This is a genomic window from Brevundimonas sp. GW456-12-10-14-LB3 (assembly GCF_059424365.1).
Genome location: NZ_JBWKZJ010000023.1, coordinates 34462 through 44981 on the forward strand (window position 1 = coordinate 34462; position 10520 = coordinate 44981).

Sequence of the window (10520 nt, forward strand, 5' to 3'; positions counted from 1 at the left end):
CACGCGCCTTCGCAATCAGCCGACAAGACGGCTGAGCGCCGCCTGATAGTTGGCCAGTTGGGTCTGCTGATAGACGGTGGACGAGCCCTTGTTCGTCTGGGTGTTGGTGATCGTCCCAGTGGAGGGAGCCAGGGCGCGATAGCCGGAGCGGACCGCCGTCAGGGCGGCGGCCAGGGCGTCGTTCGCGGCCTTGATCGAGGCGGCGTCGTTCAGATTCAGAGTGTTGGGCAGATTCAGCCCGATCGTCTTCTTGTCGCTCGTCGCCGATTTGCTGATGAGGCCGGGCGTCAGACCCAGGGCGGCCAGAGCATCCTTGCCGGCGGGTCCGGCCGTGATGACCGCGCCCTCGCGATTGGCCGCGGGGGTGATCTGCAGCCTCTGGGTCGGCGGATTCGATTTCAGGTCGGAGACGATCTTGGCCTCCAGCTGACGCCCCGAGGCGACGGAAATCTTCTTGGCCAGGGTGTCCAGCGTATCCTTGGCTTCGATGGTGACGGTCAGGGCTCGCCCCCCGCCGGCCGGGGTAATCGAGAACTGATCCCCGACACGGGCGGAGGTCGCCACGGTCAGAAGTTTGGAGTCCGCCTGCATGACTTCGCCCTGCGGCAAGCCCAGCCGATCCAGAACGCTGGCGCCGCCGGAGACGATGCTGAGGCTGGCGGGTTTGGCCTGGTCGCCGTCGGCGCGCCAGGTCTGGTTGGACTCCACCGCGCCCGTCGCCAGATCCAGCCGCGCCAGATAGGCGCGCGTCGGATCGGTCTTTGTCGCCCCCTCTTCCCGGTTGGAGCCGGTGATCCAGACCTTTCCGTTGCGCACCTCGACATCGGCGGCGGTGTCGTCCCCCGCCCCGCCGAAAAAGGTCAGGCTGTCCGAACTCTTATCCTGAAGATCCGTCGAGAAGGCGGCGACGAAGACGTCCGTGCCGCCCGCATGCGCCTGGATCGGGGTTCCCAGGTCCAGGGCCGGATTGCTGGTTTCCCCCGTCAGCACCACCTTGCCGTTTTCGACGGAGATTCCCGCGATCTTGCCGCTGGCCGATCCCAGGTCGCGCGTCGCGGCCAGGGTGGGAACGCCCGAGGCGTCCAGCGTGAACCGGCGAACCACCGCGCGGCCGTTCTCCACGCCGGCGGTGAACAGATCCGCGCCGGACACCGTCATGGCCTGGATCGAATCGTCTCCCGCCGTGCCGAACTGCTGGGTGGACATGTTGATCGCCGTCACGACGCCTTTTCGATTCGGCGCGGTCTGGGAAAAGGTCTGGACATAGCTGTCCCAGCCGCCGAGAGCCATCGTGCCCGGCATGGCCGACTTCGACCGACCCGCGACATAGACCAGGCCGTCGGCGCCGAAGCCCACCTGGGTCGCTTCGTCCGCCGCCTTCGCGCCGCGGCGTTGGGTCCAAAGCTCCTGGCCCGAACTGTCGAAGACGGTGACGAAACTGTCGGCCACAGCCGCATCGGCCCCGCTCTTGCCCGGCTCAAGGGCCCCGGTGACAGAGCCCGCGACAGCGATGCGGCCGTCTGCCGCCGCCGCCAGAGAAAAGCCGTTGGCCTTGCTGGCGGCGCCCAGGAGCTTGGTCTGCACCAGATTTCCGGCGCTGTCGTACTTCATCAGGGCGACGTCGCGCGTCCCCTTGATGGGCTGATTGGCCTCCCCCGCCTTCAGGTCAGCCAACACCCAAACCGAGCCGTCGGCGGTCGTCACGCTGTCGCGGACGGATTCGACGCCCGGCGGAAGTTCGGATCGGCCCACCCGGCCTTCGACCCAGAAGGGGTCAGCCACGCCCTGCTGCGGCGTCGGGGCGGCGCCCCCGTCCGTCTGAAACTTCAAAAGCTGGCTCGAACCCGTCGTCCCGCCGACATTCTGCGTCACATAGACGGCGTCAGACGTATCGACGGCCTGATAGGAGACGGTCTCCCCGGAAGAACCCCAGACCTTCAACGCCCACTGGTCCGGCCCCGCCGGCAGGGTGATGGTCTTGTCGCCGCTCTTGATCGTCTTGGGCTCGACCTTGATCATTTCGCGGCCCATGCGGCTGGCTGCCCCGGCCGCTTCCAGCTTGCCGTTCATATAGGCCACGACATTGTCCAGGGTGCGCGTCGTATCGCCCATCTCCGACAGGTCCATGGACACCGAGACGGTTCCCGTGGCGCTCTTGACCGACATGGCGAACTTGACGTCGCCGGCGAAGGCGGCGACCGGCGCATCCAGGGCGCCCTCATGGATCGGCTTGGCGACGAAGCTGGCGGGCGCCTTTTCCTGGGCGTAGCCGGTCTTCACACTGGTTTTAGAGACGCCCTGAACGACCTTCAAATCCTCGAACTTGGCAGTCTGGAGATATTTGGACACCTCTTCGAGACCGGCGGAGAAGCGCCGGTTCAGCTGATCCGCCTCGAGCTTGGTCAACCCCTTGTCGTCGGCGCGATCCGCCAGGGCGCTCAGCGTGTTCAGTCCCTGGTAGATGGCGAAAAGCTTGCGATAGTCGGGGGACGCGCCCGCCATATCCAGATCGACGGCGCTCTCGTCGATCACCTTGCGCCCGGCCAGGGCCGCCCGCACCAGGTCGCTGGCCTTGGGCGCCGTCGCAGCAGAGGAATTGGCCCAGGGCGCGGTGGGCTGGGTCTTCTTGGCCTTGGCCGGAGTCGCAGAGGCGCCGATCAGCGAGGACGAGTCCGCCGAAATCCCATACAGACCTAGCAAATAGCTGTTGCTTATCATAGCGCGGCTCCGCTCAGGGGCAGCCTACGACGCAAGCGATAACGAGCTGTTAAGTCGCCCTATCAGCCCTTGAACAGCGACAGGATCATCTGCGGCGCCTGGTTGGCGATCGCCAGGGCCTGAACCCCCAGCTGCTGCTGGACCTGCAGGGCTTGAAGCCGCGCGCTTTCCTTGGCCAGGTCGGCGTCCACCAGATTGCCGATGCCCGCCTCCAGCGAATCCGACAGCTTGCCGACATAGGTGGTGTGGCGTTCGATCTGTTTGGCCTGGGCGCCCAGTTCCGACAGGCGCGAGCCGGCGACGGTGATGGCCGCATCGATCCGCTGAAGGGCGAACTTGGCCTTTTCCTGGGTCAGCAGGTCGGGCGCGGCATTCAGCAGGGTTTCGTCTTCCGGCGTGGCGGCGTTGTTGGTCCAGGCCTGAACGCCGGCGGTGGCGGGATCGGAATCGAAGGAGTTGGCCGCCAGACCCAAGCCCACCAGGCCGAGGTTCTGACGCTTCAAGGCGATCGTCTCATTGCCGTCGGCGCTGGCGAGAAAGTTCAGATCCGCCGTCGCCGAGCCGTCCAGAATATTGGCGCCGTCGAAGATGGCGTTGTCGGCGAACGACTGGATCGACTTCAGCAGCGACTGGAATTCCTGATCGTAGGAGGCGCGCGTCGCCGCCGTGGCGCTGGGGTCGGCAGCCGCAGTGGCCTTCTGCTTCAGCTCCAGGAGGATGTCCGAAATCTGCTCCCCGGCGGCCAGGGAGACGTCGGCGATCGAGGTGGCGCGGTTCAGGCTGGTGGTGACCGCCTCCAGCGACCCTCGGTCCGCCCGCTGGCCCTGGGCCACAGCCCACACCGCAGCATTGTCCTTGGCGCCCTGCACCTTCAGCCCCGTATTCACCCGGCTCTGCGTCGACGCCAGGTTCTCGCTGGTGCGATTCAGGTTCTGCAGGGCGATCATCGCCGAGGTGTTGGTGTGGATACTGCTGGTCATGGCTTCAAGCCCCGGACTTTCTGTTCCTGCCAGTATTAATCATGAGTCGTGAGCGGATGGTTAACGCCCCGGAAACCATGATTGCGCCGTCCGGCGGGCCGGCGGCGTTAAAAAATTCAGGCTCTCCCGCCGGCTCAGACGGCGGTGTCGACCACCCGGCCTCCGCGATAGGTCGGATCGCTGATCAGCTTCTCGACCTCCTCGCGGGGCAGTTGGCGGATCACCTCCCCCGTCACCCGATCCAGAACCTTGTAGACAAAGCGGTGACGACCGACCGCCTCGATCGTCAGACGATAGCGTCCGGCGTCTGCAAGACTGTTGGGCGTCTGGGGCGCTTCATCCGCGGTCGGCGCGGCGGCCGAGGCGTTCACGGGCTTCACCTCCAAGGAGGCTTCGGCCGCCTTGGCGGGTGCGACGGGTGCAAGAGCGCTGCTTATTCTGGCGACATTCTCCGTCATGGCTCCTTGCGCGGATCACTCCGCGTCTCCTTGATGAAACGAGGACGATGGCCGGGGCGGTCGCGAAACCGCCCCGGCCGCTCGCCTTAGCGGAACAGGCCGAGCAGGGTTTGGCTCGACGAGTTGGCGATCGACAGCGCCTGCACGCCCAGCTGTTGCTTGGTCTGCAGGGCGGTCAACTTGGCGCTTTCCTTGGCCAGGTCGGCGTCCACCAGATTGCCCACGCCGGCTTCAAGAGCGTCCTGAAGCTTGTTGACGAAGCTGATCTGACGGCCCAGCGACTTGGACTGGGTGCCCAGGGTCGACAGGGTCGAGGTCGTCGCCGCAATGGCGGCGTCGACGTTGGCGGTCGTGGCGTTGGCGGCGGTGATGCTGCCGGTGTTCACGGCGGTGATCGCCGCGTTCGAGCCGAGCGCCGTCAGGCTGTTGACGCCGTCAAAGGAGGCGCCGGTGATCGCCGAAGCGATTTCCGTACCCAGGGCGTTGTATTCGGCCAGGTAGGAGGTCTGGGCCGCGCCGGTGGATCCGGCGATGCTGACCGCCAGCCCCTTCATTTCTTCCAGAGCGGCCGTGATCGTATCGCCTGCGGCCAGGGCCACGTCGGTGATCGATTGGGTGCGTTGCAGACCGGCGCGGACCGCGTCTTGCGAAGCGGCGGCGGCCCGTTGCGACGTGGCGATCGAATAGATCGCCCCGCTGTCCTTGGCCGACGAGACCTTCATGCCGGTGTTGATGCGGTTTTGGGTCCGCTCCAGCTCCGAGTTGGTCTTGTTCAGGTTTTGCAGCGCGATCGAGGCGCCGTAGTTCGTATTGATGCTCGCCATTTTGGCGTTCCTTCTTCACTTCGTGATGGCCGACGCCGTTTTGGCGACGGGAGCGTTTTGCTCGGGGTTCAAGACCTTGGCCCTGCCGCCGAGGCGACCGGGCCTCCGGGTCTTAGCGGAAGAGGCTCAGCACGGTCTGGCTGGAGGAGTTGGCGATCGACAGCGCCTGCACGCCCAGCTGTTGCTTGGTCTGCAGGGCGGTCAGGCGCGCGCTTTCCTTGGCCAGGTCGGCGTCCACCAGATTGCCCACGCCGGCTTCAAGGGAGTCCTGAAGCTTGTTGACGAAGCTGATGGTGCGCCCCAGCGACTTGGACTGGGTGCCCAGGGTCGACAGGGCCGTCGTCACGGCCGTCATCACCAGATCGACGTTGGCCGAGGTGAAGTCAGCCACCGTCGGAGACGCGGCCGTGAACTTGGCCAGGTCCGTATTGGCGCTGAGATCGGTCGTGATGCCGATGGTCTTGGTGTCGGTGGCGCCCGTGCCGATACGGACGTTGACCGCAGTGCCGCCGGTTGAGGCCGTCTTCAACAGGTTGACCCCGTCGAAGCTGGCGCCGTCCAGCGCGCTCTTGATTTCCTGACCCAGGGCCGCGAACTCGTTCTCATAGGAGGTCTTGGCCGAGCCGGTGGAACCGGCGATGCTGACGGCCAGGCCCTTCATCTCTTCCAGAGCGGCCGTGATCGTATCGCCGGCGGCCAGGGCCACGTCGACGATGGATTGGCCGCGCTGGATCGAGCTGCGGACTGAGTCCTGAGCGCTGGCGGCGGCGCGTTGGGACGTGGCGATGGCGAATATCGCCCCGCTGTCCTTGGCCGACGAGACCTTCATGCCGGTGTTGATGCGGTTTTGGGTCCGCTCCAACTCCGAGTTGGTCTTGTTCAGGTTCTGCAGCGCGATGGACGCGCCGTAGTTGGTGTTCACACTCGCCATTTTGGCGTTCCTTCTTCACTTTGTGAGGGCCGACGCCGTTTTGGCGTCGGGAGCATTTTGCTCGGGGTTTCAAAGCCTTGGCCCGGCTGCCGAGGCGACCGGGCCTCCGGGCCTTAGCGGAAGAGGCTCAGCAGGGTCTGGCTGGAGGAGTTGGCGATCGACAGCGCCTGCACGCCCAGCTGTTGCTTGGTTTGCAGGGCGGTCAGCTTGGCGCTTTCCTTGGCCAGGTCGGCGTCCACCAGATTGCCCACGCCGGCTTCAAGAGCGTCCTGAAGCTTGTTGACGAAGCTGATCTGACGCCCCAGCGACTTGGACTTGGTGCCGAAGTCGGACAGGATGGCGGTGAAGGCCGTAATGGCCCCGTCCACCGTCGCGCCCAGGGTCGCCGCATCGCCAGACGTCGCCGTCGTCGTCGTGGCGACCGAGGTGGCGGCGCCGGCGATGGCCTTCAGCGTATAGGTGGTCGACGGCCCGGTCTGCACCGTGATCGCGGCGGCGTTGGCGGAGAACAGATTGACCCCGTCAAACGTCGCCCCGGACAGGGCGCTGGCGATTTCCGTACCCAGGGCGTTGTATTCCGCCAGATAGGAGGTCTGGGCGGCGCCGGTGGATCCGGCGATGCTGACCGCCAGGGCCTTCTGCTCTTCCAGAGCGGCCGTGATCGTATCGCCGGCGGCCAGGGCCACGTCGACGATGGATTGGCCGCGCTGGATCGAGCTCCTCACCGCGTCTTGCGAAGCGGCCGACGCCCGTTGAGACGTGGCGATGGCGAAGATCGCCCCGCTGTCCTTGGCCGACGAGACCTTCATGCCGGTGTTGATGCGGTTTTGGGTCCGCTCCAACTCTGAGTTGGTCTTGTTCAGGTTCTGCAGCGCGATGGACGCGCCGTAGTTGGTGTTCACACTCGCCATTTTGGCGTTCCTTTCACTTCGTGATGGCCGACGCCGTTTTGGCGACGGGAGCGTTTTGCTCGGGGTTCAAGACCTTGGCCCGGCCGCCGAGGCGACCGGGCCTCCGGGCCTTAGCGGAAGAGGCTCAGCAGGGTCTGGCTGGAGGAGTTGGCGATCGACAGCGCCTGCACGCCCAGCTGTTGCTTGGTCTGCAGGGCGGTCAGCTTGGCGCTTTCCTTGGCCAGGTCGGCGTCCACCAGATTGCCCACGCCGGCTTCAAGAGCGTCCTGAAGCTTGTTGACGAAGCTGATCTGGCGACCCAGCGACTTGGACTGGGTGCCCAGGGTCGACAGGGCGGCGGTCACGGTCGAGATGGCGGTGTCGACCTTGGCGGTCGTGGCGTCGGCGCGCGCCTTGCCGCCGCCGCTGACGTCGGTCACGCCGGCCACGCCCAAGGGGGTGGTCAGGCTGTTGACGCCGTCGAACGAGGCGCCGGAAATCGCCGAGGTGATTTCGAGACCCAGGGCGTTGTATTCCGCCAGGTAGGAGGTTTCGGCGGCCGAACCCGCCGTCGTGCCCGCGATGGACACGGCCAGGCTCTTCATTTCTTCCAGAGCGGCCGTGATCGTGTCGCCGGCGGCCAGGGCCACGTCGGTGATCGACTGAGACCGTTGCAGGCCGGCGCGAACCGCGTCCTGCGAAGCCGCATTGGCGCGTTGGGACGTGGCGATGGCGAAGATCGCCCCGCTGTCCTTGGCCGACGAGACCTTCATGCCGGTGTTGATGCGGTTTTGGGTCCGCTCCAACTCCGAGTTGGTCTTGTTCAGGTTCTGCAGCGCGATGGACGCGCCGTAGTTCGTATTGATGCTCGCCATTTTGGCGTTCCTTTCACTTCGTGAATTCCTTCGCCCTTTTGGCGAAGGGAGCTTTTTGCTCAGTGGGTAAGAAGCAATTGCCGGGCCAGAGGCGACGGCGAGAAGTCACGGTAAGCCACTGTTTTCATTAGTTTACTATTGATTCACCCTCCTTCTTGCCCGGCAGAATTTGCCGACCCCCGCCGTTCACTGGGCACATCTTGCCGACCCGAGCCCCAAAAGGACCCGACGAACGACCCTCGAACGGGGCGGCGTCGGCCCTCAGACGCGGCCTTCAGGGCCAGCCTTCAGGGCCGACCTAGTTGCGGAAGAGGCTCAGCAGGGTCTGGCTGGAGGAGTTGGCGATCGACAGCGCCTGCACGCCCAGCTGTTGCTTGGTCTGCAGGGCGGTCAGGCGCGCGCTTTCCTTGGCCAGATCCGCATCCACCAGATTGCCGATGCCCGCCTCGGTCGCGTCCTGCAGCTTGTTCAGGAAGGTCACTTGCCGACCGACCGACTTGGACTGGGTGCCCAGGGTCGAAAGGGCTTCCGTCACCTTGGCGATGGCGGCGTCGACCGCGCCCGTCGTCGCGGCGCCGGCGGCGATGGCTTGGTTGGTGATGGTGGTGATGGCCGTGTCGGCGGCCATGCCGCCTGCGACCGTGAAGCCGATCGCCGTCGTGCCGCCGCTGACGTCCTTGATCAGATTGGTCGCCGTCGCGCCCGTCCACAGGTTGACCCCGTCGAAGCCCGCTCCGGCCAGGGCCGAGGTGATTTCGGCGCCCAGGGCGCGGAAGTCCGTCAGATAGGAGGTCTGGGTCGCCCCGGTGGAACCGGCGATGCTGACCGCCAGCCCCTTCATCTCCTCCAGGGCGGCCGTCACCGTATCGCCGGCGGCCAGGGCCACATCGACGATCGACTGGCCGCGCTGCAGGGAGGCGCGCACGGACTCCATCGCGCCCATGTTGGCGCGCTGTCCGGTGGCGATGGCGTAGATGGCGCCGCTGTCTTTGGCGCTGGAGACCTTCATGCCCGTGTTGACGCGGTTTTGCGTCATTTCCAACTGGGCGTTGGTCTTGTTCAGGTTCTGCAGCGCGATGGAGGCGCCGTAGTTGGTGTTGATGCTCGCCATTTTGGCTGCCCTCTTTCACTTCTGTGCATGTGCGACGCCGTTTTGGCGTCGGGAGCATTTTGCTCCGCCCTCCCTAGAGCAAGGGCGGGGCCAAGCCGGTGAGCCGAGGCCGTTTCATCAAGCCCTTGATTTTTCTGCCTTGTTGTTGATGGAAAGGCGGAAAACTCGGCAACTTCTGTCGTGCGGCGGCAGAAGTTGCCGAGTCGTTTTTGCCCCATGCCTTCTTAAGGCTGCGGGACGGACGCCCGTCCCGCAGCCTGCATCGCCCGCTCGGCCAGAAGCGTCTCCACCGCCAGCCGGCGAGCGCCGTCACAGGCCACCACCTGGGCGCCGCGCAACATATAGGCGGCCTCAAGGTCAGCCAGGGTCGGCTCCGCCGGCAGGGTCGCCAGGGAGCAGGGGCGGCTCGCCGTCTCGGGCAGGATCAGACGCGCGGGCGCAACCGGCGAGGTCCGGGGCGAGCCGGCACAGCTCGCGGTCGTGAGCGCGCAGACGATCGGCGCGGCGGCTTTCCAGAAGAGTGTTTGCATCATCGGCCCTTTTCGCCTCGGAGACGGCGACGGCGGTCGCCCGCGTGGCCTCGATCTCCTGCTGTTTGAAATGCTCCAATCGACGAAGTTGCGCGACGGTCCCCGCCTGCTCATGGCGACGCGCCTCGCCCTCCGCCTTCGCCGAGGCTGCGGCCTCGGACGCGGGGGGGGGGGCCCGGACCCGTCGGCGCTGCTCCAGGTTCAGCGGATCCCAGCGAAAGCCCAGCCCGCCCAACAGGGCGACCGTCAACGCCACGGCCGCAACGACGGCCGCCGTCCAGCCCCCGGCCCGCAGACCTTTCCTCAGAGCGTCCGGGGTCATGGAAAGACCCTGCGATCCAGTTCGAAATGGGGGCCGTCCCGCAGGGTCCGCCAGTCGCCGCCCCAGATGATCGGGGTCTCAAGCTCCTGGGCCGCCGCCTTGAAGGCCGCCGCGATTCGACCGTAGAGCGGCCAGTCCCAGCGGACCTGTCCGTCCACCAGGGCCGCCACATCGACCGCGTGGCCGGTCAGATGGCGCGAGCGCCGGGTGCGGCTGGCGCCGACGGCGACCAAGGCGGCCTGTCGTTCCGCCGTCCGAACGCCCTCGGTGATCATGAAATCGACGGGGCTCCGCGCGATGGCGGCCTCGACCACGGCGACCAGGGCGGGATGCACGCCCAGGAGCCGTCGGCGCGAGCTTTGGGACAGTCCGAAACTCATGGCCGACCTCCCGGCAGGCGAGGACGGGCGGTTGCGATCATGGCGGCCAGCTGCTGCGCCGTCGGCGCGACCAGATAGAGCACCAGGATCAGGGCCAGCAGCCCCATCAGCCCGTCCGTCATCTTGGGCAGCATTTCGGGGGGCGTTCGCCCCACCGTCCGCATCAGCAGGACCCACAGGCCGGCGCTGACCATAAAGGCGTAGAGCCTGCGCCACAGCCAGCGCGCCTCCGCCAGGGGCGGACTGAAAGACCGGTCCGAAACCGGCCGTCTGCGTCTGATCATTCTTCGTCCTCTTCATCAAAAGGCGCGCTGAAGTGTCGGCCGTCCCAGCCGGTTTGCGCGCGGCGATCCCAGTCGTTCAGCGCCTCCGGCGCATCCCAGGCGTCCCTGTCCAAGACCTCGATCGGTTCAGGCGCATCGGGCGAACGGCTCATCCGATCGCCGTGATGCGGATCACGCCTCCCGCGCCTGCGCCCCCGGCGCCGGACAGGTTCAGGCC

Annotated in this window: 12 protein-coding genes; all 12 read right to left on the reverse strand. The window is 66.3% G+C overall.

Going from position 1 to position 10520, the window contains the following annotated elements; all coding sequences use genetic code 11:
* Positions 1 to 15: 15 nt before the first annotated feature.
* Positions 16 to 2718: a transcriptional regulator gene (locus tag AC07XS_RS10535; RefSeq protein ID WP_182714465.1), complete on the reverse strand. Its 2703-nt coding sequence runs from the start codon at positions 2716 to 2718 to the stop codon at positions 16 to 18.
* A gap of 62 nt (positions 2719 to 2780) precedes the next feature.
* On the reverse strand, positions 2781 to 3698 hold the full coding sequence (locus AC07XS_RS10540) for a flagellin N-terminal helical domain-containing protein (protein WP_054765103.1): 918 nt from the start codon (positions 3696 to 3698) through the stop codon (positions 2781 to 2783).
* 134 nt (positions 3699 to 3832) lie between these two features.
* Positions 3833 to 4156 (reverse strand): flagellar protein FlaG, encoded by a 324-nt coding sequence (locus AC07XS_RS10545; protein WP_227976079.1) that lies wholly within the window; start codon positions 4154 to 4156, stop codon positions 3833 to 3835.
* A gap of 86 nt (positions 4157 to 4242) precedes the next feature.
* A complete protein-coding gene (locus tag AC07XS_RS10550; RefSeq protein WP_054765102.1) occupies positions 4243 to 4980 on the reverse strand; it encodes a flagellin in 738 nt (245 codons plus the stop codon).
* Between the two features lie 112 nt (positions 4981 to 5092).
* A complete protein-coding gene (locus AC07XS_RS10555) occupies positions 5093 to 5911 on the reverse strand; it encodes a flagellin (RefSeq protein WP_054765101.1) in 819 nt (272 codons plus the stop codon).
* 113 nt (positions 5912 to 6024) lie between these two features.
* The gene (locus AC07XS_RS10560; RefSeq protein WP_054765100.1) at positions 6025 to 6822 is read right to left on the reverse strand and encodes a flagellin; all 798 of its coding nucleotides are present in this window, start codon (positions 6820 to 6822) and stop codon (positions 6025 to 6027) included.
* A gap of 110 nt (positions 6823 to 6932) precedes the next feature.
* Positions 6933 to 7676, reverse strand: a complete 744-nt coding sequence (locus AC07XS_RS10565; RefSeq protein ID WP_054765099.1) for a flagellin — start codon at positions 7674 to 7676, stop codon at positions 6933 to 6935.
* 298 nt (positions 7677 to 7974) lie between these two features.
* The gene (locus tag AC07XS_RS10570; RefSeq protein WP_054765098.1) at positions 7975 to 8787 is read right to left on the reverse strand and encodes a flagellin; all 813 of its coding nucleotides are present in this window, start codon (positions 8785 to 8787) and stop codon (positions 7975 to 7977) included.
* Between the two features lie 224 nt (positions 8788 to 9011).
* Complete coding sequence (locus AC07XS_RS10575; protein WP_494732667.1) at positions 9012 to 9320, reverse strand: hypothetical protein; 309 nt, start codon at positions 9318 to 9320, stop codon at positions 9012 to 9014.
* Positions 9321 to 9635: 315 nt separating this feature from the next.
* Positions 9636 to 10019: a M15 family metallopeptidase gene (locus tag AC07XS_RS10580; protein ID WP_182715189.1), complete on the reverse strand. Its 384-nt coding sequence runs from the start codon at positions 10017 to 10019 to the stop codon at positions 9636 to 9638.
* A complete protein-coding gene (locus AC07XS_RS10585; protein ID WP_152949779.1) occupies positions 10016 to 10303 on the reverse strand; it encodes a hypothetical protein in 288 nt (95 codons plus the stop codon). The genes AC07XS_RS10580 and AC07XS_RS10585 overlap by 4 nt, the downstream gene beginning before the upstream one ends.
* Positions 10300 to 10520, reverse strand: a 221-nt coding sequence (locus AC07XS_RS10590) for a hypothetical protein (RefSeq protein WP_494732668.1), incomplete at its 5' end; no start/stop codon positions are given. The genes AC07XS_RS10590 and AC07XS_RS10585, both read right to left, overlap by 4 nt.

Coding starts and splice junctions, on each gene's coding strand:
- AC07XS_RS10535 (WP_182714465.1), bottom strand. CDS start 2,718: ATGATAAGCAACAGCTATTTGCTAGGTCTGTATGGGATTTCGGCGGAC.
- AC07XS_RS10540 (WP_054765103.1), bottom strand. CDS start 3,698: ATGACCAGCAGTATCCACACCAACACCTCGGCGATGATCGCCCTGCAG.
- AC07XS_RS10545 (WP_227976079.1), bottom strand. CDS start 4,156: ATGACGGAGAATGTCGCCAGAATAAGCAGCGCTCTTGCACCCGTCGCA.
- AC07XS_RS10550 (WP_054765102.1), bottom strand. CDS start 4,980: ATGGCGAGCATCAATACGAACTACGGCGCCTCGATCGCGCTGCAAAAC.
- AC07XS_RS10555 (WP_054765101.1), bottom strand. CDS start 5,911: ATGGCGAGTGTGAACACCAACTACGGCGCGTCCATCGCGCTGCAGAAC.
- AC07XS_RS10560 (WP_054765100.1), bottom strand. CDS start 6,822: ATGGCGAGTGTGAACACCAACTACGGCGCGTCCATCGCGCTGCAGAAC.
- AC07XS_RS10565 (WP_054765099.1), bottom strand. CDS start 7,676: ATGGCGAGCATCAATACGAACTACGGCGCGTCCATCGCGCTGCAGAAC.
- AC07XS_RS10570 (WP_054765098.1), bottom strand. CDS start 8,787: ATGGCGAGCATCAACACCAACTACGGCGCCTCCATCGCGCTGCAGAAC.
- AC07XS_RS10575 (WP_494732667.1), bottom strand. CDS start 9,320: ATGATGCAAACACTCTTCTGGAAAGCCGCCGCGCCGATCGTCTGCGCG.
- AC07XS_RS10580 (WP_182715189.1), bottom strand. CDS start 10,019: ATGAGTTTCGGACTGTCCCAAAGCTCGCGCCGACGGCTCCTGGGCGTG.
- AC07XS_RS10585 (WP_152949779.1), bottom strand. CDS start 10,303: ATGATCAGACGCAGACGGCCGGTTTCGGACCGGTCTTTCAGTCCGCCC.